General features: G+C 61.5%; 17 protein-coding genes and 2 pseudogenes. 17 read left to right on the top strand and 2 right to left on the bottom strand.

Annotated elements, in window-relative coordinates; all coding sequences use genetic code 11:
* Positions 1 to 116 precede the first annotated feature (116 nt).
* The 9 genes and pseudogenes from gap to L6D82_RS23925 all read left to right on the top strand — a co-directional run bounded on the left by gap (position 117) and on the right by L6D82_RS23925 (position 10,533).
* Positions 117 to 1,118 (top strand): type I glyceraldehyde-3-phosphate dehydrogenase, encoded by a 1,002-nt coding sequence (gene gap, locus L6D82_RS23960; RefSeq protein ID WP_085689348.1) that lies wholly within the window; start codon positions 117 to 119, stop codon positions 1,116 to 1,118.
* 119 nt (positions 1,119 to 1,237) lie between these two features.
* On the top strand, positions 1,238 to 1,756 hold the full coding sequence (locus tag L6D82_RS23955; RefSeq protein ID WP_007951175.1) for an RNA polymerase sigma factor: 519 nt from the start codon (positions 1,238 to 1,240) through the stop codon (positions 1,754 to 1,756).
* Positions 1,757 to 1,879: 123 nt separating this feature from the next.
* Positions 1,880 to 2,845, top strand: coding sequence for a FecR family protein (locus tag L6D82_RS23950; protein WP_236191801.1), 966 nt, complete (start codon positions 1,880 to 1,882; stop codon positions 2,843 to 2,845).
* Positions 2,846 to 2,967: 122 nt separating this feature from the next.
* Positions 2,968 to 5,553, top strand: coding sequence for a TonB-dependent receptor (locus tag L6D82_RS23945; protein ID WP_236191800.1), 2,586 nt, complete (start codon positions 2,968 to 2,970; stop codon positions 5,551 to 5,553).
* A gap of 111 nt (positions 5,554 to 5,664) precedes the next feature.
* On the top strand, positions 5,665 to 6,261 hold the full coding sequence (locus L6D82_RS23940) for a biliverdin-producing heme oxygenase (protein ID WP_236191799.1): 597 nt from the start codon (positions 5,665 to 5,667) through the stop codon (positions 6,259 to 6,261).
* Between the two features lie 169 nt (positions 6,262 to 6,430).
* Positions 6,431 to 6,826: a YbaN family protein gene (locus L6D82_RS23935; protein ID WP_108563072.1), complete on the top strand. Its 396-nt coding sequence runs from the start codon at positions 6,431 to 6,433 to the stop codon at positions 6,824 to 6,826.
* Between the two features lie 102 nt (positions 6,827 to 6,928).
* A pseudogene (locus L6D82_RS28760) lies at positions 6,929 to 8,287 on the top strand (methyl-accepting chemotaxis protein); the annotation flags it as partial.
* A 102-nt stretch (positions 8,288 to 8,389) separates the two neighbouring features.
* On the top strand, positions 8,390 to 9,145 hold the full coding sequence (locus L6D82_RS28755) for a methyl-accepting chemotaxis protein (RefSeq protein ID WP_371320921.1): 756 nt from the start codon (positions 8,390 to 8,392) through the stop codon (positions 9,143 to 9,145).
* A gap of 38 nt (positions 9,146 to 9,183) precedes the next feature.
* Positions 9,184 to 10,533 carry a CoA transferase gene (locus tag L6D82_RS23925; protein WP_236191798.1) on the top strand — a complete coding sequence of 450 codons (1,350 nt, stop codon included), beginning with the start codon at positions 9,184 to 9,186 and terminating at the stop codon, positions 10,531 to 10,533.
* Between the two features lie 230 nt (positions 10,534 to 10,763).
* On the opposite strand, the pseudogene L6D82_RS23920 reads toward L6D82_RS23925, so the two are convergent.
* Together L6D82_RS23920 and arcD (L6D82_RS23915) are read right to left on the bottom strand one after the other, a co-directional pair.
* A pseudogene (locus tag L6D82_RS23920) lies at positions 10,764 to 11,615 on the bottom strand (DNA-3-methyladenine glycosylase family protein).
* A complete protein-coding gene (arcD, locus tag L6D82_RS23915) occupies positions 11,612 to 13,039 on the bottom strand; it encodes an arginine-ornithine antiporter (protein WP_007951183.1) in 1,428 nt (475 codons plus the stop codon). The pseudogene L6D82_RS23920 and the gene arcD (L6D82_RS23915) overlap by 4 nt, the downstream one beginning before the upstream one ends.
* A gap of 450 nt (positions 13,040 to 13,489) precedes the next feature.
* On the opposite strand from arcD (L6D82_RS23915), the gene arcD (L6D82_RS23910) reads away from it, so the two are divergent.
* The 8 genes from arcD (L6D82_RS23910) (at position 13,490) to gcvP (ending at position 24,127) form a co-directional block, all read left to right on the top strand.
* Complete coding sequence (arcD, locus tag L6D82_RS23910; protein WP_085745194.1) at positions 13,490 to 14,917, top strand: arginine-ornithine antiporter; 1,428 nt, start codon at positions 13,490 to 13,492, stop codon at positions 14,915 to 14,917.
* A 34-nt stretch (positions 14,918 to 14,951) separates the two neighbouring features.
* Positions 14,952 to 16,208: an arginine deiminase gene (arcA, locus tag L6D82_RS23905; RefSeq protein ID WP_236191797.1), complete on the top strand. Its 1,257-nt coding sequence runs from the start codon at positions 14,952 to 14,954 to the stop codon at positions 16,206 to 16,208.
* Between the two features lie 69 nt (positions 16,209 to 16,277).
* A complete protein-coding gene (locus L6D82_RS23900) occupies positions 16,278 to 17,288 on the top strand; it encodes an ornithine carbamoyltransferase (RefSeq protein WP_011335626.1) in 1,011 nt (336 codons plus the stop codon).
* A 162-nt stretch (positions 17,289 to 17,450) separates the two neighbouring features.
* Positions 17,451 to 18,380, top strand: coding sequence for a carbamate kinase (arcC, locus tag L6D82_RS23895; RefSeq protein ID WP_007951187.1), 930 nt, complete (start codon positions 17,451 to 17,453; stop codon positions 18,378 to 18,380).
* Between the two features lie 62 nt (positions 18,381 to 18,442).
* The gene (locus tag L6D82_RS23890) at positions 18,443 to 18,805 is read left to right on the top strand and encodes a DUF5064 family protein (protein ID WP_011335628.1); all 363 of its coding nucleotides are present in this window, start codon (positions 18,443 to 18,445) and stop codon (positions 18,803 to 18,805) included.
* A 260-nt stretch (positions 18,806 to 19,065) separates the two neighbouring features.
* Complete coding sequence (locus tag L6D82_RS23885; protein ID WP_085745196.1) at positions 19,066 to 20,574, top strand: sigma-54-dependent transcriptional regulator; 1,509 nt, start codon at positions 19,066 to 19,068, stop codon at positions 20,572 to 20,574.
* Between the two features lie 306 nt (positions 20,575 to 20,880).
* Positions 20,881 to 21,264 carry a glycine cleavage system protein GcvH gene (gene gcvH / locus L6D82_RS23880; protein ID WP_102687258.1) on the top strand — a complete coding sequence of 128 codons (384 nt, stop codon included), beginning with the start codon at positions 20,881 to 20,883 and terminating at the stop codon, positions 21,262 to 21,264.
* Between the two features lie 10 nt (positions 21,265 to 21,274).
* A complete protein-coding gene (gene gcvP / locus L6D82_RS23875) occupies positions 21,275 to 24,127 on the top strand; it encodes an aminomethyl-transferring glycine dehydrogenase (protein ID WP_102687257.1) in 2,853 nt (950 codons plus the stop codon).
* The last annotated feature ends 64 nt before the right edge of the window (positions 24,128 to 24,191 follow it).

Below are 24,191 nucleotides of genomic sequence, written 5' to 3'. Positions count from 1 at the left end.
TGATTCAGGTCACTCGTTGTAGATAAAACAAAATATTGCCACTAAAAAGGCTTGTTTTCTATTTTTATGCGAATAATCTTGTAATTCCAACAACAAAACGACGGCGGCGCTGTTCAATGACTCTTCGAATCGCAATCAATGGTTTTGGCCGCATCGGCCGTAATGTCCTGCGCGCACTCTATACCCAAGGCTATCGTCAGGATTTGCAGATCGTCGCCATCAACGATCTGGGCGACAGCGCGATCAATGCGCATCTGCTCAAGTACGACACCGTTCATGGCACATTCGACGCCGAAGTGGCTCATGACAACGAGAGCCTGACCGTCAACGGCGACCGCATTTCGGTCAGCGCCATCCGCAACCCGGCCGACCTGCCATGGGCCGCGGAAAAGATTGATGTGGTATTCGAATGCACCGGTCTGTTCACCGACCGGGCCAAAGCCGCCGCGCATATTACCGCCGGCGCACGCAAAGTGATTATCTCGGCCCCGGCCAAAGGCGCCGATGCCACCGTCGTTTACGGTGTGAACCACGACATTCTGCGCCAGTCGCACCAGATCATTTCCAACGCGTCGTGCACCACCAACTGCCTGGCCCCCGTGGCTCAGGTGCTGCACCGCGAACTGGGCATCGAAAGTGGTCTGATGACCACGATTCACGCCTACACCAACGACCAGAACCTGACCGACGTCTACCACACCGACCCGTACCGCGCCCGCTCCGCCACCCAGAACATGATCCCGAGCAAGACCGGCGCTGCCGAAGCCGTGGGCCTGGTGCTGCCGGAACTGGCGGGCAAGCTGACCGGCATGGCCGTGCGTGTGCCGGTGATCAATGTGTCGCTGGTGGACCTGACCGTGCAGCTGAAGCGCGAAGCCTCGGCCGATGAGGTCAATGCACTGATGAAAGCGGCGAGCCAGCATTCGAAGATCCTCGGCTACAACACCCTGCCGCTGGTATCGAGCGACTTCAACCACAACCCGCTGTCGTCGATCTTCGACGCCAACCACACCAAAGCCAGCGGCAAACTGCTGAAAGTACTGGCCTGGTACGACAACGAGTGGGGCTTCTCCAACCGTATGCTCGATAACTGCCTGGCCCTGTGCAACGCGGAATAAAACCGCTGGCGCCGTTTTGAGAGCGGGCAAAAGCTTTACCAACCTTTGACAAATCAACACTTGACCACTCGGGCGGATGATAAGCATTATCATTCGCTCGAAATGGATCAGGTCTTCCCGTGAGTCAATCACACTTCAACCACGTCTTCCTCGCCCAGCGCACCTCGCTGCTGCGGACGCTGGAACGGATGGTCAACAACCACAGCACCGCCGAAGACCTGTTGCAGGAAACTTACCTGCGCGTCACCCGGGCGCTGAGCGAACGGGCCATCGATCACCTTGAACCCTTTGTCTTCCAGACCGCGCGCAACCTGGCACTGGATCATTTGCGTGCGCGCAAGATTCATTCGCGGACCATGGTCGACGACGTGCCGCAGGACGTGGTGCACAGCGTCGCCGCCCCCGCCAGCAGCGCCGAAGACGCCGCCCACGCCGAACAATTGCTGGAGCGCCTGAACGTGAGCCTCGGTGAACTCAGCCCCCGCCAACAGCAAATCTTCATCCTCAGCCGCCTGCACGGGCACAGCTATCAGGAAATCGCCGAAGAACTGAGCGTATCCCTCAGCACGGTGCAGAAAGAACTCAAACTGATCATGACCATCTGCATCGGTGTCGCCGAGCGCCTGAACGGCGACTGATCTGCAAGCCTTGTCGGTATTCGACAGGATCGACTGCACTGATCATCGGGCTTTGTTACCCTTGCCCGACTTTTACGCTTCACTAAAAAAACAGCCGTGCACAGACACTGCCGAGGAAACACCGTGACGGACACCCACCGCTCCCCTTCGCCTTCATCGGCGCAGGACGCCGCCAGCGCAATGGACCAGGCTCTGGACTGGCTCATCGTGCTCGGCAGTCCGGACGAGGAGCAGACCCGGCAATTCCATGCCTGGCTGGCGGCCGATCCGTTGAATGCCGAGGCGTTCGCCAAGGCTCAGGCAATCTGGGACGGCCCGCAGATCGCTCAGTGCGCGCAAAACCTCGCGGCCAAACCGAAGAAAGTTACCGTCCTCACTCGCCTGCGTCCGCACTGGAAACCGCTGGCCACCGCCGCGGTGCTGCTGCTCGGGCTGTTCAGTTTCAGCAACCTGCCGATGCGTCTGCAGGCCGATCACCTGACCGTGGTCGGCGAGCGTCAGCGCCTGCAACTCGAGGACGGTTCGAAAGTCCTGCTCAACACCAATTCCGCGTTCTCCAGCACCATCAACGATCAGCAGCGAATCGCGCGGCTGTATCAGGGCGAAGCGTTTTTCGAGATCCCGGCCAGCCGCAGCCAGCCGCTGGAAATCGACGCCGGGCCGGTGAAGGCAAGCGTGCGCGACACCGCGTTCGCCGTGCGTTATCTGGACGGCGTGGCGCAGGTGCGGGTGCAGCGCGGCGATGTCGATCTGCGGGCGACCCGTGACGATGCCCGTGTGCGGCTGTCCGCCGGGGAAAGCATCCGCATCGGCCCGAACGGTTTCGACCGTCCGGCCAAGGTCGACGCCGCCACCGATCTGGCCTGGGTGCAGGGTCGGCTGATCTTCGAGAACTGCCCGCTGAACCAGGTGCTGGCCGAACTGCGCCGCTACTACCCGGGCTTCATCATCAACACCAACGATCAGTTGGCCGACGTCGCCGTCACCGGCAATTACCGTCTCGACCAGCCGCTGGACGTGGTGCGTTCGCTCGCTCATATCACCTCGGCCAAGCTTCGGGAATTCCCGGCGCTGGTGATCTTGAACTAAATGAGAATTATTTTTACTCGATAGTCGAAGCTCGTTCGTCTCGTTATAGCCAATGCAATTGATTCGCATCTCGCGAGATCAATCAGCACCTATAAAGATTCGTGCGACACGGAGCGCTATCGATGTCCTCTCGCCTTACCCGCCAGACTTCTTCCCCTTCCCGCGTGCTGTCGCTGCTGACCGCCGCCATTCTGATGGCCGGCACCGCGCCGCTGATGGCCGCCACCGAACAGCCGACGCGCAACATGGGCGACTACTCGTTCGCCATTGCCCAGCAGCCGCTGGTGTCGGCGCTCAATGCGTTCACCGCGGTCACCGGCTGGCAGGTCGGTTTGCCGGCGGAACTGGGGCAGGACGTGTCGTCGCCGGGCGTGCGCGGTTCGCTGCCACCGGAAAAAGCCCTGGAGCGTCTGTTGGTGGGGACCAACCTGAGCTTCCGCAAACTGAGCAACAACAACGTCGTGCTGGAAAAACGCGCCAGCAGCGGCGCGCTTAACCTCGACCAGGTGACCATCAGCGCCACCCGTCAGGAACAGTCGATCAACAGCGTGCCGGCCACTGTCACCGTGCAGACCCGTCAGGATCTGGACCGCAACAACGTCAACACCATCAAGGATCTGGTGCGCTACGAGCCGGGCGTATCCGTGGGCGGCGCCGGCCAGCGTGGCGGGATCAGCGGCTACAACATTCGCGGCATCGACGGCGACCGGATTCTGACTCAGGTCGACGGCGTCGAAGTGCCGGACGGTTTCTTCAATGGTCCGTACGCCAAGACTCAGCGCAATTACGTTGACCCGGAAATCGTCAAACGCGTCGAAATTCTTCGCGGCCCGGCCTCGGTGCTGTACGGCAGCAACGCCATCGGCGGCGCCGTCAGCTACTACACCCTCGACCCGGACGACATCATCAAGCCCGGCAAAGACGTCGGTGCCCGCCTGAAAACCGGCTACAGCTCCGCCGATGAGAGCTGGCTGAAATCCGCCACCGTCGCCGGTCGCGCCGACCAGTTCGACGGTTTGCTGCACTACAGCCAGCGCGACGGCCACGAAACCGATTCCTACGGCAGCAACAACGGCACCGGTCTTGAGCGTACCGCCGCCAACCCGGAAGACGTGAAAGCCACGAACGTGCTGGCCAAGATCGGCTGGAACTACAACGAAGGTTCGCGCCTGGGCCTGACCTACGAAAAGTACAAGGATGATCGCGACACCGATCAGAAAAGCGCCTACGGCGGCCCGTACTTCAACGGCGCCCCGACGATCCCGAACAGCGTGCTGCCCGGCGGCATGTACCAGTGGCGCACCGGCAACGACACCATCACCCGCGAGCGTTTCGGCCTGGAGCACAACTTCGAGCTCGACAGCCTGCTGGCGGACAACGTGAAGTGGAGCCTCAACCACCAGACCGCCAAGACCGACCAGAGCACCGACGAGTTCTATTACCCGATCACCCGTAAAGTGCTGCGCACCCGCGACACGATCTACGAAGAAAAACAGTGGGTCTTCGACGCGCAACTGGACAAGGCATTCGCCATCGGTGACACCGATCACGTGCTGACTTACGGCACCACAATCAAGCAGCAGAAAGTTACCGGCTCGCGCAGCGGCGACGGCAAGTGCCTGGCGGTCGGTCGCGGCTGCACCGCCATCGGCGCCACCAGCGCAGCCGACGTGCTGAAAAAATCCAGTGACTTCCCGGACCCGACCATCAACACCTACAGCCTGTTCGCCCAGGATCAGATCAGCTGGAACAACTGGACCTTCCTGCCAGGCCTGCGCTACGACTACACCCAGCTCAAGCCGCACATCACCCAGGAATTCCTCAACACCGTGGCAGCCGACGGCAACGGCACGGTCAGCGACGAGAACAAGACCTGGCATAAAGTCTCGCCGAAATTCGGCCTGACCTACGCACTGACCGACAACTACACCTGGTACGGCCAATACGCCGAAGGCTTCCGCACCCCGACCGCGAAAGCGCTGTACGGCCGCTTCGAGAACAGCACCACCGGCTACAACGTGGCGCCGAACCCGGACCTGGAACCGGAAAAGAGCAAAAGCTATGAAACCGGCCTGCGCGGCAACTTCGAGCAAGGCTCGTTCGACGTGGCGGTGTTCTATAACAAGTACCGCGACTTCATCAACGAAGACGCCGTCACCCCGGGCTACAGCGAGCTGACGTTCCAGTCCAGCAACATCAAGCACGCCACCATCAAGGGTGCCGAAGTCAAAGGTCGTCTGAACCTGGATTCCTTCGGCGCGCCGCAAGGCTTGTACACCCAGGGTTCGATCTCCTACGCCTATGGACGCAACAACGACAACGGCGAGCCTTTGAACAGCGTCAACCCGCTGACCGGCGTGTTCGGCCTCGGTTATGACCAGGACAACTACGGCGGCCTGCTGAGCTGGACCGTGGTCAAGAAGAAGGATCGCGTCGACGACAGCAACTTCAAATCGCCGGACGGTGTCAGCAGTCAATTCAAGTCGCCGGGCTTCGGCATTCTCGATCTGGCCGGTTATTACAAGGTCACCGACGACGTCACCGTCAGCGGCGGCATCTACAACCTGACCGACAAGAAATACTGGCTGTGGGATGACGTGCGCGGTTACGACAGCGTCGGCGAAGCCTCGGTGACACAACCGGCCAACCTCGATCGCCTGACCCAGCCGGGTCGCAACTTCGCGATCAACCTGGTCTGGGATATCTGATCCGGATGACCTCACGGCGCGCATGCATTGCCGCGCCGTGAGGTTTTTTTACTGTCCGGCGCTTGCCCGTACGTCTCGTTATCAAGCGCCTCTTCTTTTCAAGGACATCTCATGAGCACCCCGGAAAAAGCCCTGCGTTCGCAACGCCTGAACCAGATCACCCACGAGCCGCACAGCAAGCTCGATGCCCTGGTCAAGGCCCACGCGCCGTTCGAGACCCGCGCCAACTTCGCCCGTTTCGTGGTCGCGCAGTACCTGTTCCAGTCGGAACTGGTGTCGCTGTACAACGATGCCGAACTGACCGCCATCGTCCCAGACCTGCCGGCCCGCTGCCGCGCCGAAGCGGCCAGGGCCGACCTCGCCGACCTTGACACCGAAGTGCCTGCGCCAGTCGCCGGCGCCGTAAAAAACCCGAGCAAGGCCCGCGCCCTGGGCTGGATCTTCGTCTCCGAGGGTTCCAAGCTCGGCGCTGCGTTCCTGATCAAACGCGCGGTCGCGCTGGACCTGAGCGAAACCTTTGGCGCCCGTCATCTGGGCGAGCCTGAAGGCGGTCGCGCCGAAGGTTGGAAGAGCTTTGTGCGTACCCTCGATTCGCTGCAATTCAGTGCTGAAGAAGAAGCGGAAGTGGAGCAAGGCGCGATCGATGCGTTCAACCGCTTCACCGTGCTGCTGGAACAGGCTTACGCCACAGAAACCGAACCGGCCTGATCCCAGCCACACCGTAAAACCTGTGGGAGCTGGCTTGCCAGCGATGACGGCGTGTCAGACAACATCCCTGTCGACTGACCGGACGCTATAGCTGGCAAGCCAGCTCCCACAAGGAGTTGCGTAAGTCTGTAAGATTCCCACCTTGTCACATAAGCCTCTCGCTGAGCCCATGCCCCAACCCGCCGCCTCCCGACTCGCCCGCCTGCTGTTCGGTCTGCTTGCCTATGTCAGTCTCGGCATCGGTCTGATCGCCATCGTCGTGCCCGGCCTGCCGACCACCGAGTTCATCCTGCTCGCCGCCTGGGCCGCGACCCGCAGCTCGCCGCGCCTGAGTGCCTGGCTGGAAAACCATCGGCTGTTCGGGCCGATCCTGAGTAACTGGCGCAACGGCAAGATCATCGCCCGCAAAGCCAAGGTCAGCGCCACCGTCAGCATGTTGCTGTGCGCCACGCTGATGCTGGTGATGCTCGATCACGGCTGGCCGATCTATCTGGCGATTGCCGGGATGACGATGGGCAATCTGTGGATCTGGTCGCGACCGGAAGCGCTGCCGAAGATTTCCTGATTTTTCTCTTGTTTTCAGGGCATTTACTCGCGCAAACGTTTAGCCGTGACCGTTCGTCGGCTTGCAACTCATGCGTACCCGCCTCGCGCCGATGAGCATTGAATGGCGCTGAATGGATTTGGCGAACCGGGCACCTTCCTGCCTCTTAGCCAACAGCTCATCCATTCGCGAGAACGTCCCATGTTCGACTCTCTGTCCATTCGCCTGAAAATCGTCCTGCTCTCCGGCCTCTGCCTGCTCGGTGTGGTCGCGCTGATCGTTGGCATCAACATTTACCAGACCAACCAGAACGACGAACTGGTCAGTGCTTCCAGCAGCAAGATGCTCACCGCCAGCGTGCAGGACCTGTTGCAGGCCAAGGCTGCCGAGCAAGCGGTGCGGGTGCAGAAAACCTTCGGCGAGAGCCTGTTGGTGATCACCGCCCTGGCAGACCAGATCAAGGACATGCGAGTGATGGCCGCCAAGCGTTCGCTGGACGCCGGCGCCCTGCGTGAAGAGTTGAACCAGAGCCTGAAAACCGCCTTCGAGCGCAACAGCAAGGTGCTTGGCATCTGGCTGGCGTTCGAACCCAACGGACTGGACGGCAAGGACAGCGAATTCGCCAACGATGCCGCGCGCCAGTCCAACGAGGCGGGACGTTTCGCCAGTTACTGGAGCCGTGCTGCGGGTCCGTCGCTGAACACGATCATGGTCGAAGACGACATGAACAAGACCACCCTCAGCGTCAGCGGCACGCCTTACAACAGCTGGTACACCTGCCCTCGCGACAACAAACGTACCTGCCTGCTTGATCCTTACGCCGACACCGTGGGCGGCAAGGAAATGCTCATGACCACCATTTCCGTGCCCCTGCTGGTGGACGGCAAGGCCATCGGCGTGGTCGGTGTCGACATCGCCCTCGACGCCCTGCAAGCGGCGGCCGTGGACTCTCAGCGTGACCTGTTCAACAGCGCCGGGCACATGCTGATCGTCTCCGGCAGCGGCGTGCTCGGTGCCTACAGCGCGGATGCCGGCAAGGTCGGCAAGAGCATCGGCGACACCCTCGGCGCCGAGGGCAAGGACGTGCTGCAACTGCTGAGTGCCGGCACACCGAAGATTCTCGAGCGGGGCGACCTGATCCGCGCCGTGTATCCGGTCAACCCGATTGCCGACTCCAAGGCCTGGGGCGTGGTCATCGACCTGCCGAAACAAGTGCTGCTGGCCGACTCGGTCAAGCTCCAGGCTGTGCTCGACGACGCGCAGCAAACCGGCACGATTACCGCATTGGCGGTGGCCGTGATCGCCGGCCTGATCGGTCTGTTGCTGATCTGGCTCACCGCCTCCGGCGTGACCCGTCCGATCAACAGCGTCGCCGAAATGCTGAAGAACATCGCCAGCGGTGAAGGTGATCTGACGCAGCGCCTGAACTACACCAAGAAAGATGAACTGGGCGAACTGGTGAACTGGTTCAACCGCTTCCTCGACAAGCTGCAACCGACCATCGCCCAGATCAAACAGAGCATCACCGAGGCCCGTGGCACCGCCGATCAGTCATCGGAAATCGCCCGCCAGACCAGCGAAGGCATGCAGGTGCAGTTCCGCGAGATCGATCAGGTAGCGACCGCCTCCAACGAAATGAGCGCCACCGCTCACGACGTGGCGAACAGCGCGTCGAATGCGGCCAACGCGGCGAAAGGCGCCGATCAGTCGGCCAAGGACGGGATGTCGATCATCGAGCGCAGCACCCGCGACATCAACCAACTGGCCGATGAAGTCAGCAAAGCCGTGACCGAAGTCGAAGAGCTGGCAGTCAACAGCGAGCAGATCGGTTCGGTGCTAGAAGTGATCCGCAGCATTGCCGAGCAGACCAACCTGCTGGCGCTGAACGCCGCGATCGAAGCGGCCCGTGCCGGTGAAAGCGGTCGTGGTTTTGCGGTGGTGGCAGATGAAGTCCGTAACCTCGCCAAGCGCACCCAGGATTCGGTCGAAGAAATCCGCGTGGTGATCGAGCGCATCCAGACCGGCACCCGTGGAGTGGTCGCGACCATGCACTCGAGCCAGACCCAGGCTCACAACAACGCCGGGCAGATCCGCCAGGCCGTGGACGCCCTCGGCAAGATCAGCGACGCGGTTACCGTGATCAGCGACATGAACCTGCAGATCGCCAGCGCCGCCGAACAGCAAAGCGCCGTGGCCGAAGAGGTCAACCGCAACGTCTCGGCGATCCGTACCGTCACCGAAACCCTGACCGAACAGGCCACCGAATCGGCGGCGATCAGTAGCCAGCTCAACGCCCTGGCCAGCCAGCAGATGAAATTGATGGATCAGTTCCGCGTCTGATTTGATCTATGATCAGGCCCTCTTCCGGAGGGCCTTCGATGACTGATCTGCTCATGTCCATTCAAGCCGCAATCGGCTTGTCCCCCACGCCGATTCCGTTCACTGGCGAGGGCGCCCTACCTTCGGCGTTTGCCGTCACCGACCTTGCCTGCGCGAGCATCGCCGTTGCCGGGCAAGCTGTCGCCGAACTCCTTCAGCAGCAAACCGGCGACTTGCCCACTGTAGAAGTCGACCGCCGCCTCGCCTCGTTCTGGTTCGCCACCTCGCTGCGACCGATCGGCTGGGAAGTGCCGCCGCTGTGGGATCCGGTGGCCGGCGACTACGCAACCCGAGACGGCTGGATCCGCCTGCACACCAACGCCCCGCATCACCGCGCCGCCGCTGAACGCGTGCTCGGTGCCTGTGCCGACCGCGCGGCAATGGCGGCGAAAGTCGCGCAGTGGGCCAGTGCCGATCTGGAGCGAGCGGTGGTCGAGGCCAAGGGCTGTGCGGCTGAAATGCGCAGCTGGGAACAGTGGCAGAAGCATCCCCAAGGGCTGGCGGTGAATGCCGAACCCTTGGTGCATTTCAGTGATGAGAAAAACGTAAGTCATCAACCCTGGCAAGGCTCGGTGGAGCGGCCATTGGCCGGGCTCAAGGTGCTCGACCTGACTCGCGTACTGGCTGGCCCGACCGCCAGCCGCTTTCTTGCAGGGCTGGGCGCCAACGTGCTGCGCATCGACCCGCCGACCTGGAATGAACCCGGCGTGGTGCCGGAAGTGACCCTCGGCAAACGTTGTGCGCGACTGGATCTGCATGCTCCGGCAGATCGCGCAGTATTCGAAAGCCTGCTCAAGGATGCCGACATTCTTCTGCACGGTTATCGCGCCGACGCCCTTGAACATCTTGGCTTCGGCGCTGAACGCCGCCGGCAACTGGCGCCGGGGCTGATCGATGTCTGCCTCAACGCCTACGGCTGGAGCGGCCCGTGGCAGAACCGTCGGGGCTTCGACAGTCTGGTGCAGATGAGCAGCGGGATTGCCGAGGCCGGACAGCGCTGGAAGCAAGCGGACAAACCGACACCGCTGCCGGTGCAGGCGCTGGATCATGCGACGGGGTATCTGATGGCGGCGAGTGTGATTCGGTTGCTGGCTGAACGGTTACGCAGTGGTCGAGGTGGATCGGCACGGTTGTCGCTGGCGCGGACGGCGAAGTTGTTGGTTGAGCGTGGGGCTGGGACGGACGAAGCGTTGCGTCCGGAGGAGGCAAAGGACCAGAGCTTACAGATGGAACACACGCCATGGGGGCCGGCACGTCGGCTTCAAACGCCGCTGCGTATTGCTGGAGCGCCGTTGCAGTGGGCTTTGCCGGCGACTGAGTTGGGGTCGCATCGTCCGCAGTGGTTTTGAGATTTGTGCATGGTTTGAGATCGCTGCCCTCACCCCAGCCCTCTCCCGGGGGGAGAGGGAGCCGATTGGGGAATATTTGAGAAGTACACCGACTTGACCCTTTCTCGCCGAATCCAAAATCGACTCGATTTTTCAGGTCGATGGATGATGCGAGACAACTCGGTCGGCTCCCTCTCCCTCCGGGAGAGGGCTGGGGTGAGGGCATGGGTTTCAAGTCGAAAACGAAAAACTCAGTCGAATCGGCTCAAAGAAGCCCACAACACCTGCGCCGCATACCCCCGAAACGGCCGCCAGGCTTCAGCCCGAACAGACAACTCCCGCGCCGTCACCCGTTCCCCCTCCAGCACTTCCAGCGCCCGCAGCAACCCCACATCGCCAGTCGGAAACCCGTCCATGTCCCGCAACTGGCGCAGGGCAATGTACTGCGCCGTCCAGTCGCCAATCCCGTGCAGCGCCAGCAACCGCGCCGTCCCGGAGGCAAACAGCAGCGGATCGTCCAATGACGCCTGCGCCACCCCGGACAAGGTCCGCCCGCGACTTTTCGGCATGCCCAGCGCCGCCAGATCAGCGTTTGCCAAAACCTTTGCCTGAGGAAAGACGTGGGTCAGGCCCGGCACTGAAGAACGCAAAGGCTCGCCATACTGCGCCACCAGTTTCCCCGCCAGTCGAATCGCCGCCACCACGGTGATCTGCTGCCCCAGCACCGCGCGAAACGCCAGTTCCAGACCATCCCACGCCCCCGGCACCCGCAACCCCGGCCGTTCGGCGATCAGCCGCGCCAGCAGCGGATCTACCGCCAGATGCCGCTACATCGTGGGTAGATCCGCATCCAGATCAAACATCCGTCGCAAACGCGCAACAATCTCGGGAACCGCCGACGGATCCGGGAAATCCAGCTCCACCTCCAGCGCATCACCGTCACCGGGCCAGACCGAAACCGTGCCGTGAAACCCGTTCAACCCGATGCTGCGCGAATACACGCCATCGGCCACCGTCTCCATCCCGACCACTGCGCGGGCCGCGAGAAACTCGAGCATTGCCGGCCAGTCGCAGGATCCCTGATAGTCGAGCCGCAATCTCACAGGGATAACACGCCGCTGTACAACCCATACGCCGCGAGCCCGGCCCCGGCGATCACGCAGGTGAAAATCCCCTTCTCGAGCGTGGTGAACAGCGGCTCGCCCTGCTCATGTTTGGCCTTGGCGAACAGGATCACCCCCGGCGCATACAGCAGCGCCGACAGCAGCAGGTATTTCACCCCGCCGGCATACAACAGCCACACCGCGTAACACAGCGCGATGCCGCCGATCAGCAGATCCTTGGTGCGTTCGGCGGAGGCATGTTCATAGGTTTCCCCCCGTCCGCTGAGCAATACGGCGTAGGCCGCCGACCACAGATACGGCACCAGAATCATCGAGGAGGCGAGGTAAATCAGGCTGGTGTAAGTGCCGGCGGAAAACAGCGTGATCAGGAGGAAAATCTGGATCATCACGTTGGTCAGCCACAACGCATTGACCGGCACATGGTTGGCGTTTTCCTTCTTCAGGAACGCCGGCATCGTGTTGTCCTTGGCGGTGGCGAACAGGATCTCCGCGCACAACAGCGCCCACGACAGCAACGCACCGAGCAACGAAATGGCCAGGCCCACGCTGATCAGCAGTGCGCCCCATGGCCCGACGATGTGTTCCAGTACGGCGGCCAGCGACGGGTTCTGCAAGGTCGCCAGTTCCGGCTGGCTCATGATCCCCAGCGACAACACATTGACCAGCACCAGCAGCGCCAGCACACCGATGAAACCGATCACCGTGGCCCGGCCCACATCCGAGCGCTTCTCCGCCCGTGCCGAGTAAACGCTGGCGCCTTCGATACCGATGAACACGAACACGGTGACCAGCATCATGTTGCGCACCTGATCCATCACGCCGCCGAAATTCGGGTTGCTGCGGCCCCAGATGTCGCGGGTAAACACGTCCGCCTTGAAGGCCACGGCGGCGATGACCACGAACATGATCAACGGAATGATCTTGGCCACCGTGGTCAGCTGATTGATCAGCGCTGCCTCCTTGATCCCGCGCATCACCAGAAAGTGCACGGCCCACAGCAACACCGAAGCGCAGCCGATGGCAATCGGCGTATTGCCCTGGCCGAAGACCGGAAAGAAGTAGCCGAGGGTGCTGAACAGCAACACGAAATACCCGACGTTACCCAGCCAGGCGCTGATCCAGTAACCCCACGCCGAAGAGAACCCCATGTAGTCGCCGAACCCGGCCTTGGCGTAGGCATACACGCCGGAGTCCAGTTCCGGTTTGCGATTGGCCAGGGTCTGGAACACGAAGGCCAGGGTGAGCATGCCGATTGCGGTGATGCCCCAGCCGATCAGGATGGCCCCGGCATCAGCCCGGGCTGCCATGTTCTGCGGCAGGGAAAATATCCCCCCGCCAATCATCGAACCCACCACCAGGGCGATCAGTGCGCCAAGGCGCAGCTTTTGCGTCGGTTGCGACATTCCAGCGTCTCCAAGTTCCAGAGCGGCGAATGCCGCGAAACCGTTATGCAACCGGCTTTTAACTAAATGGATAAAGCGTAATGACGTTTATTGAATAACGCCAACTTGCGCCCTTTATATATAGCCATTGGCGCTAACGCCGTAGCACGCTCAGACAGTTTTGTGCGCGAATCCTAATAAATCAATTCTGTACTGAAAACAGCGGTGAAAAATTTGCCAAAACCTGAAAAGGAACTAGCGTGATAATTCGAAAGTAATAGGATCCATTCTTAACCACTTTTGACAAAACGCCTCTAGGACGGGCCTTCCAGACAATAGCTTTATGCCTTCAGACGTTTCATAAGTCATTCATTAACAATGGAATGTGACCATGCACTGATCTAAGTCAGCTGTTTGAAAAGCCAACAGAACTACGCTGTGAACTCTTCTCTCCTGCAATGGAGTCATGCAATGTCTGAAGCTCCCGGAAAACTACGACTAGGTGCACTGGTTGCATTGGTAGTCGGTTCAATGATCGGTGGCGGGATATTCTCTTTGCCACAAAACATGGCCGCCAGTGCCGACGTCGGCGCGGTCCTGATTGGCTGGGCCATCACCGCAGTCGGCATGCTCACCCTCGCTTTCGTCTTTCAAACCCTCGCCAATCGCAAGCCTGACCTGGACGGCGGTGTCTACGCCTACGCCAAGGCCGGTTTCGGCGATTACATGGGTTTCTCTTCGGCCTGGGGTTACTGGATCAGCGCCTGGCTGGGCAACGTCGGTTACTTCGTTCTGCTGTTCAGCACCCTCGGCTACTTCTTTCCGGTTTTTGGGGAAGGCAACACCGTTGCTGCCGTGATCGGCGCCTCTGTCCTGCTGTGGGGCGTGCACTTTCTGGTGCTGCGCGGGATCAAGGAAGCGGCGTTCATCAACCTCGTGACCACTGTCGCCAAGGTCGTGCCGCTGCTGCTGTTCGTGCTGATCGCGATCTTCGCCTTCAAACTGGACATCTTTACCGCTGACATCTGGGGCGTGAAAAACCCGGATCTGGGCAGCGTGATGAACCAGGTGCGCAACATGATGCTGGTCACCGTGTGGGTGTTCATCGGCATCGAAGGCGCGAGCATCTTCTCGGCCCGGGCGGAAAAACGTTCGGACGTGGGTAAAGCCACCGTGATCGGTTTCATCACCGTGCTGCTGTTCCTGGTGCTGGTGAACGTGCTGTCGCTGGGCATCATGACTCAGCCGGAACTGGCCAAACTGCAGAACCCGTCGATGGCCGCCGTGCTGGAGCACGTGGTCGGTCACTGGGGCGCGGTGCTGATCAGCGTCGGTCTGATCATCTCGCTGCTTGGGGCGTTGCTGTCGTGGGTGCTGCTGTGTGCGGAGATCATGTTCGCCGCCGCCAAGGACCACACCATGCCGGAGTTCCTGCGCAAGGAGAACGCCAACCACGTGCCGGTCAACGCCCTGTGGCTGACCAACGCGATGGTGCAGCTGTTCCTGATCATCACCCTGTTCTCGGCCAGCACTTACCTGTCGCTGATCTACCTCGCCACTTCGATGATTCTGGTGCCGTACCTGTGGTCGGCGGCCTACGCCCTGCTGCTGGCGGTGCGCGGCGAAAGCTACGAAGGCTTCGCGGCCGAACGGCGCAAGGACCTGATCATCGGCGCCATCGCCCTGATCTACGCGGTGTGGCTGCTCTACGCCGGCGGCGTGAAGTACCTGCTGCTGTCGGCCCTGCTCTATGCCCCCGGCGCGATCCTGTTCGCCAAGGCCAAGCTCGAACTCAAACAACCGGTTTTCACCAACGTCGAGAAGCTGATTTTCGCCGCAGTGGTCGTGGGCGCCCTGGTGGCAGCCTACGGACTGTATGACGGCTTCCTGACTCTGTAATTGCCCAACGTTTTCTCTCTGGAGGATCACTGAAATGACCACGGAAAAAGTTAAGTACGGCGTCCATTCCGAAGCCGGCAAACTGCGCAAAGTCATGGTTTGCTCCCCAGGTCTGGCCCATCAGCGGCTGACCCCGAACAACTGCGATGAACTGCTGTTCGATGACGTGCTGTGGGTCGCCCAGGCCAAGCGCGACCACTTCGACTTCGTGACCAAGATGCGTGAGCGCGGGATCGACGTGCTGGAAATGCACAACCTGCTGACCGACATCGTCGGCAACCCCGAAGCACTGGACTGGATCCTCGATCGCAAGGTCACCGCCGATTCGGTGGGCCTGGGCCTGATCAACGAAGTCAAATCCTGGCTGAAAAGCCTGGAGCCGCGACACATCGCCGAATTCCTGATTGGCGGCGTGTCCGCCGACGACCTGCCGGACAGCTTCGGTGGCAAGACCATCCAGATGTTCCGCGACTTCCTCGGCCACTCCAGTTTCATTCTGCCGCCGCTGCCGAACACCCAGTTCACCCGCGACACCACCTGCTGGATTTACGGTGGCGTGACGCTGAACCCGATGTACTGGCCGGCGCGTCGTCAGGAAACGCTGCTGACCACCGCCATCTACAAATTCCATCCGCAGTTCACCAACGCCGAGTTCGAGATCTGGTACGGCGATCCGGACAAGGATCACGGCAGCTCGACCCTCGAAGGCGGCGACGTCATGCCAATCGGCAACGGCGTGGTGCTGATCGGTATGGGCGAGCGTTCATCCCGTCAGGCCATCGGCCAACTGGCACTGAACCTGTTCAAGAACAAGGCCGTGGAAAAAGTCATCGTCGCTGGCCTGCCGAAGTCTCGAGCGGCGATGCACCTGGATACCGTGTTCAGCTTCTGCGACCGCGACCTCGTCACGATCTTCCCGGAAGTGGTCAACCAGATCGTAGCCTTCACCCTGCGCCCTGACGAAAGCAAACAGGGCGGCATCGACATCCGTCGCGAAGAAGGCACCTTCCTCGACGTCGTGGCCAAAGCCCTCAACCTGCCGAAACTGCGCGTCGTCGAAACCGGCGGCAACAGCTTCGCCGCCGAACGCGAGCAATGGGATGACGGCAACAACGTGGTGGCCGTGGAGCCGGGCGTGGTCATCGGCTACGACCGCAACACCTACACCAACACCCTGCTTCGCAAGGCGGGCGTGGAGGTCATCACCATCAGCGCCGGCGAACTCGGTCGTGGCCGCGGCGGCGGCCACTGCATGACTTGCCCGATCATCCGCGACCCTATCGATTACTAAACGACCATCTCCCCGGCCGCACCTATCCCGTAGCGGCCGGGCCGATTACCGAATCCAAGGAGAATCATCATGGCGTTCAACATTCACAACCGTAACCTGCTCAGCCTGGAACACCACACCCCACGTGAGCTGCGCTACCTGCTCGACCTGTCCCGCGACCTCAAGCGCGCCAAGTACACCGGCACCGAGCAGCAACACCTGAAGGGCAACAACATCGCCCTGATCTTCGAAAAAACCTCGACCCGCACCCGCTGCGCGTTCGAAGTCGCCGCTTATGACCAGGGCGCCAACGTCACCTACATCGACCCGAACTCCTCGCAAATCGGCCACAAGGAAAGCATGAAGGACACAGCCCGCGTGCTGGGTCGCATGTACGACGCCATCGAGTACCGTGGCTTCAAGCAGGAAATCGTCGAAGAGCTGGCCAAGTTCGCCGGCGTGCCGGTGTTCAACGGCCTGACCGATGAATATCACCCGACCCAGATGATTGCCGACGTGCTGACCATGCGTGAGCACGCCGACAAGCCGATCCACGAGATCAGCTACGCCTACCTGGGCGACGCGCGCAACAATATGGGCAACTCGCTGCTGCTGATCGGCGCCAAACTCGGCATGGACGTGCGCATCTGCGCGCCGAAAGCCCTGTGGCCGCACGACGATCTGGTCGATCGCTGCAAAAAATACGCAGAGGAAAGCGGCGCCCGCATCACCCTGACCGAAGACCCGAAAGCGGCGGTCAAAGGCGTGGACTTCATCCACACCGATGTCTGGGTATCGATGGGCGAGCCGGTGGAAGCCTGGGCCGAGCGAATCCAGCAACTGCTGCCGTATCAGGTCAACGCTGAGCTGATGAAAGCCACCGGCAACCCGCGCACCAAGTTCATGCACTGCCTGCCGGCGTTTCACAACAGCGATACCAAGGTCGGCAAACAGATCGCCGAACAGTATCCACACCTGAAAAACGGCATCGAAGTGACCGACGACGTGTTCGAGTCGCCTGCCTGCATCGCCTTCGAGCAAGCGGAAAACCGCATGCACACCATCAAGGCGATTCTGGTGTCGACTTTGGCAGACCTGTAACTGGCTGAAGATGATCGTTCCCACGCTCCCGCGTGGGAATGCATCCGGTGACGCTCTGCGTCACAGCGGACGCGGAGCGTCCGTGGCGGCATTCCCACGCGGACGGTTCGACGCCTCGACGTGGGAACGATCAGCGATCAACACGAAAAAAGGACATGCACCATGCGTATCGTCGTAGCTCTGGGCGGTAACGCCCTGCTCCGCCGTGGTGAGCCGATGACCGCTGACAACCAGCGCGCCAACATCCGCATCGCCACCGAGCAAATCGCCAAGATCCATCCCGGCAACCAACTGGTCATCGCCCACGGCAATGGTCCGCAAGTCGGCCTGCTGTCGTTGCAGGCGGCGGCCTACACTTCCGTCACCCCTTACCCGCTGGACGTGCTCGGTGCCGAAACCGAAGGCATGATCGGCTATATCATCGAACAGGAACTGGGCAACCTGCTGGACTTCGAAGTCCCGTTCGCCACCCTGCTCACCCAGGTCGAAGTCGATGCCAACGACCCGGCTTTCAAGAATCCGACCAAACCGATCGGCCCGGTCTACGAGAAGGCCGAAGCAGAAAAACTCGCCGCTGAAAAAGGCTGGGCCATCGCCCCGGACGGCGACAAGTTCCGCCGTGTGGTGGCCAGCCCGCGGCCGAAACGCATCTTTGAAATCCGCCCGATCAAGTGGCTGCTGGACAAGGGCAGCATCGTGATCTGCGCCGGTGGTGGCGGCATCCCGACCATGTATGGCGCTCACGGCAAGCTGCAAGGCATCGAAGCGGTGATCGACAAGGACCTGTGCTCGGCGCTGCTGGCCGAACAGCTGGAGGCGGACTTGCTGGTGATCGCCACCGACGTCAACGCGGCGTACATCGACTTCAAGAAACCCACCGAGAAAGCCATCGCCCAGGCCCACCCGGACGAACTCGAACGCCTGGGCTTCGCCGCCGGCTCCATGGGGCCGAAGGTGCAGGCAGCCTGTGAATTTGCACGCCATACTGGCAAGGTCGCGGTGATCGGTTCGCTCTCGGACATCGAAGCCATCGTCCAGGGCACCGCCGGTACGCGGGTCAGCACGGCAGCGCCGGGCATCACCTACCGATAAAAAGAAACTCCGGGGGCAGACTTCATGTCTGCCCTTCTCCCATGCCTTGAAAGGAGAAACCCATGGCCCAGTTCGAACCCGGTCATTTGCATATTGAGCGGCATGCGTTGACTGACGACGACGTCAATTACAACGTGCACCTCGACTATGAAGTGTTCACCGATCCCCAGAAAGGCAAAGGGATACAGTTCACCCTGCATGGCAGCATGCAGGGCAAAGAGGTCAACGAACCGTTCTTTCTGCCCAAGGAGGAAGCTTATAACTTCGCTCGTAACGTGACGCAGATCGCCGAAAAGTACGGGATCCCCAAGAGCCACAGCCAGATCGGCTCGGTGCACAAGCATTACGACCTGATGTTTGAAGACATCCGCATGAAGTTGAATATGAAATCCGGGGATCCGGTCAATCCCGAGCATTTCGAGTAACCCCCAAAAGCCCCTCACCCTAACCCTCTCCCGGAGGGAGAGGGGACTGATCCGGGGATATTTCAGAGTTACGCCGACCTGAACCTGCTTTACCGAATCCATAATCGACTGGTTCTTTCAGGTCGATGTCAAACCTCAGACACCTCGGTCAGCTCCCTCTCCCTCCGGGCGGTCCGACGCTTCGGGAGGGCTGGGGTGAGGGTGCTTTTGATTTAAGGCATACTTGCCCCCCTCCGCACTCCAGAACCCAGAACCGCCCCATGCGTATCCACGTCAGCTTCATCGACCGCGTCGGCATCACCCAGGAAGTCCTGGCTATCCTCGGTGGGCGCAATCTCAATCTGGATGCGGTGGAGATGATCCCGCCCAACGTCTACATCGACGCCCCGACCTTGAGCCCGCAAGTACTCGAAGAACTGAAAGATGCGCTGTTTCGCGTGCGTGGTGTAGAAGCAGTAACCGTGGTCGACATCCTCCCCGGCCAGCGTCGGCACTTGCAGCTCGACGCGTTGCTCGCGGCAATGACCGACCCGGTGCTGGCGCTGGACAGCGCCGGCAAGGTGCTGCTGGCCAACCCGGCACTGATCGCCCTGTACGGCCGTGAGCCGGCGGGTGAAAGCGTTTCGGAACTGTTCAACGATCCGGGCCTGCTCGAAACCCTGCTCGAACAAGGCTTCCGCCTGCCGCTGCGAGAAATCACCGTCAACGGCCAGACCCTGTTGCTCGACGCCACGCCGATCACCGACGCCGGCGCGCTGCTGACCCTGTATCAGCCGAACCGCATCGGCGAACAACTCTCGGCGCTGCATCACGATCACGCCGAAGGTTTCGATGCGCTGCTCGGTGAATCGCCGCCAATCCGCACCCTCAAGGCCCGCGCCCAGCGCGTCGCGGCCCTCGATGCGCCGCTGCTGATCCAGGGCGAAACCGGCACCGGCAAAGAACTGGTGGCCCGCGCCTGCCACGCCATCAGCGCCCGGCACAGCGCGCCATTCCTCGCGCTGAACTGCGCGGCCCTGCCGGAGAACCTCGCCGAGAGCGAACTGTTCGGCTACGCCCCCGGCGCCTTTACCGGCGCACAACGCGGCGGCAAACCGGGGCTGATGGAACTGGCCAACCAGGGCACGGTGTTCCTCGACGAGATCGGCGAGATGTCGCCGTACTTGCAGGCCAAACTGCTGCGTTTTCTCAATGACGGCAGCTTCCGTCGGGTCGGCGGCGATCGTGAGGTGAAGGTCAACGTGCGGATCCTCAGCGCGACCCACCGCGACCTGGAAAAAATGGTCAGCGAAGGCCTGTTCCGCGAAGACCTGTTCTACCGCCTCAACGTGCTCAACGTTGAAGTGCCGCCGTTGCGCGAACGCGGTCAGGACATTCTGTTGCTGGCGCGCTATTTCATGCAGCAGGCCTGCGCGCAGATCCAGCGCCCGGTCTGCCGCCTCGCACCGGGCACCTACCCGGCGCTGCTCGGCAACCGCTGGCCGGGCAACGTGCGGCAATTGCAGAACGTGATCTTCCGCGCCGCCGCCATCTGCGAAAGCAGCCTGGTGGACATCGGCGACCTCGATATCGCCGGCACCTCCGTGGCACGCCAGACCGACACCGACGTCGACAGCCTCGAAGAAGCCGTCGAAGCCTTCGAGAAATCGCTGCTGGAAAAACTCTACGTCAGCTATCCCTCGACCCGCCAACTGGCCAGCCGCCTGCAAACCTCGCACACCGCAATTGCCCATCGGCTGCGCAAGTACGGGATTCCGGACAAAGCCTGAGACCGCGCCAAAAACGACCTCCATCTGTACTGAAAGCGCTACAGCGGAACGATATCGCTACACCCTCCTTCGATCACCGCTGTGCAAGGCTTTGATCCGGTTCAGCTTTTTTCTTCGCCTCACGCTGTAGCGATTTCGCTACAGCCAACGTGATCGCGCTCGCTCACAAATCGATCAAACCATTGATTTATAACGATATTTTTATTTTGGCCGCGTTCTTGCTAAGTAACCGCTCATAAAATCAGGGCATTGCCGCCCGAGTATTCCACCGCGTCCACCAGACGAGTCTGGCCCCTAGGAGATTCCATGAGCGAGTTGCGTTTTACTGAAGATCACGAATGGCTGCGCGCCGAAGCCGATGGTTCTGTCACCGTTGGCATCACCGCTTTTGCGCAGAACGCCCTGGGCGACGTGGTGTTCGTGCAACTGCCTGAATTGCAGGCGTACGAGAAAGGCGCCGAAGCCGCCACCGTGGAATCGGTAAAAGCCGCCAGCGGCGTTTACATGCCACTGGACGGTGAAGTCCTGGCCACCAACCCGGCCCTGGAAGACAGCCCTGAGCTGGTCAACGAAGATCCGCTGGGCGAAGGCTGGTTCTTCCGCTTCAAGCCAGCCGACGCTTCCGCCGTCTCCAAGCTGCTGGATCAGGACGCCTACGACCGCCTGATCAAAGCCCAAGCCGAAGCCTGAGGAACCTGACATGACCCAAGTAAATCTCGGCACTGCCAACGAATTCATCGCCCGTCACATCGGCCCGCGCGCCGGTGACGAGCAAGCCATGCTCAACAGCCTCGGCTTCGACTCGCTCGAAGCCCTGAGCGCCAGCGTCATCCCGGAAAGCATCAAGGGCACCAGCGTGCTCGGCCTCGACGACGGCCTGAGCGAAGCCGATGCCCTGGCGATGATCAAAGGCATCGCCGGCAAGAACCAACTGTTCAAGACCTACATCGGCCAGGGCTACTACAACTGCCATACGCCATCGCCGATCCTGCGCAACCTGCTGGAAAACCCGGCCTGGTACACCGCTTACACCCCGTACCAGCCGGAGATTTCCCAGGGCCGTCTCGAAGCGCTGCTGAACTTCCAGACCCTGATCAGCGACCTCACCGGCTTGCCGATCGCCAACGCCTCCCTGCTCGACGAAGCCACCGCCGCTGCCGAAGCCATGACCTTCTGCAAACGCCTGAGCAAGAACAAGGGCAGCCACCAATTCTTCGCCTCGATCCACAGCCACCCGCAAACCCTCGACGTACTGCGCACCCGTGCCGAGCCACTGGGCATCGACGTGGTCGTGGGCGATGAACGCGAACTGACCGACGTGACGCCGTTCTTCGGCGCGCTGCTGCAATACCCGGCCAGCAACGGTGATGTGTTCGACTACCGCGAACTGACCGAACGCTTCCACGCCGCCAACGCACTGGTGGCCGTGGCCGCTGACCTGCTGGCGCTGACCCTGCTGACCCCGCCGGGCGAGTTCGGCGCGGACGTGGCGATCGGCAGCGCCCAGCGTTTCGGCGTTCCGCTGGGCTTCGGTGGCCCGCACGCGGCTTATTTCTCCACCAAAGATGCGTTCAAGCGCGACATGCCCGGCCGTCTGGTCGGTGTTTCGGTTGACCGCTTCGGCAAACCGGCCCTGCGTCTGGCGATGCAGACCCGCGAGCAACACATCCGCCGCGAGAAAGCCACGTCGAACATCTGCACCGCGCAAGTGCTGCTGGCCAACATTGCCAGCATGTACGCCGTGTATCACGGCCCGAAAGGCCTGACCCAGATCGCCAACCGCGTGCATCACCTGACCGCGATCCTGGCCAAGGGCCTGAGCGCACTGGGCGTGACCGTCGAGCAAGCCAGCTTCTTCGACACCCTGACCCTGGCCACCGGTGCGCAAACTGCCGCGCTGCACGACAAGGCTCGCGCCCAACAGATCAACCTGCGGGTGATCGATGCCCAGCGCCTGGGCCTGTCGGTCGACGAAACCACCACCCAGGCCGACATCGAAACCCTGTGGGGCCTGTTCGCCGACGGCAAGACCCTGCCGGATTTCGCTGCGCTGGCCGCTGCCGCGCAAAGCACGATTCCAGCCGCGCTGGTGCGTCAGTCGCCAATCCTCAGCCACCCGGTGTTCAATCGTTATCACTCGGAAACCGAGCTGATGCGCTACCTGCGCAAACTGGCGGACAAGGACCTGGCACTGGACCGCACCATGATCCCGCTGGGTTCGTGCACCATGAAACTCAACGCTGCCAGCGAAATGATCCCGGTGACCTGGGCCGAATTCGGCGCCCTGCACCCGTTCGCCCCGGCCGAGCAAAGCGCCGGTTACCAGCAACTGACCGACGAGCTGGAAGCGATGCTTTGTGCCGCCACCGGTTACGACTCGATCTCGCTGCAACCGAACGCCGGTTCCCAAGGTGAGTACGCAGGTCTCCTGGCGATCCGCGCCTATCACCAGAGCCGTGGCGAAGACCGTCGCGACATCTGCCTGATCCCGTCGTCCGCCCACGGCACCAACCCGGCGACCGCCAACATGGCCGGTATGCGCGTGGTCGTGACCGCGTGCGACGCCCGTGGCAACGTGGACATCGAAGACCTGCGCGCCAAGGCCATCGAGCACCGCGAACACCTCGCGGCGCTGATGATCACCTACCCGTCGACCCACGGCGTGTTCGAAGAAGGCATCCGCGAAATCTGCGGCATCATTCATGACAACGGCGGCCAGGTGTACATCGACGGCGCCAACATGAACGCGATGGTCGGCCTCTGCGCACCGGGCAAGTTCGGCGGCGACGTGTCGCACCTGAACCTGCACAAGACTTTCTGCATTCCGCATGGCGGTGGCGGCCCGGGCGTCGGCCCGATCGGCGTCAAGTCGCACCTGACCCCGTTCCTGCCGGGCCACGGCCACATGGAACGCAAGGAAGGCGCGGTCTGTGCAGCACCGTTCGGCAGCGCGAGCATTCTGCCGATCACCTGGATGTACATTCGCATGATGGGTGGCGCAGGTCTCAAACGCGCTTCGCAACTGGCGATCCTCAATGCCAACTACATTTCCCGTCGCCTGGAAGAGCACTACCCGGTGCTGTACACCGGCAGCAACGGTCTGGTGGCGCACGAGTGCATTCTGGATCTGCGTCCGTTGAAAGACAGCAGCGGCATCAGCGTCGATGACGTCGCCAAGCGTCTGATCGACTTCGGCTTCCACGCCCCGACCATGTCGTTCCCGGTGGCCGGCACGCTGATGATCGAGCCGACCGAAAGCGAATCCAAGGAAGAACTGGATCGCTTCTGCGACGCCATGATCCGCATCCGCGAAGAAATCCGCGCAGTGGAAAACGGCACCCTGGACAAGGACGACAACCCGCTGAAGAACGCTCCGCACACCGCAGCGGAACTGGTTGGCGAGTGGACTCACCCGTACAGCCGCGAACAGGCGGTGTACCCGGTGGCGTCGTTGATCGAAGGCAAATACTGGCCGCCGGTCGGTCGCGTCGACAACGTGTTCGGCGACCGCAACCTGGTCTGCGCCTGCCCGTCGATCGAAAGCTACGCTTGACCTGTAAAGGGGCGGGTTAGCCCGCCCCTTTCATGCGTGCCTGATGTGCCTATAACAAGAAACC

It is taken from the genome of Pseudomonas paraglycinae, from assembly GCF_021601625.1.
Lineage (GTDB): Bacteria > Pseudomonadota > Gammaproteobacteria > Pseudomonadales > Pseudomonadaceae > Aquipseudomonas > Aquipseudomonas paraglycinae.
The sequence above is the reverse complement of the archived record's forward strand: the minus strand, read 5'-3'. Positions and strand labels throughout refer to the sequence as shown.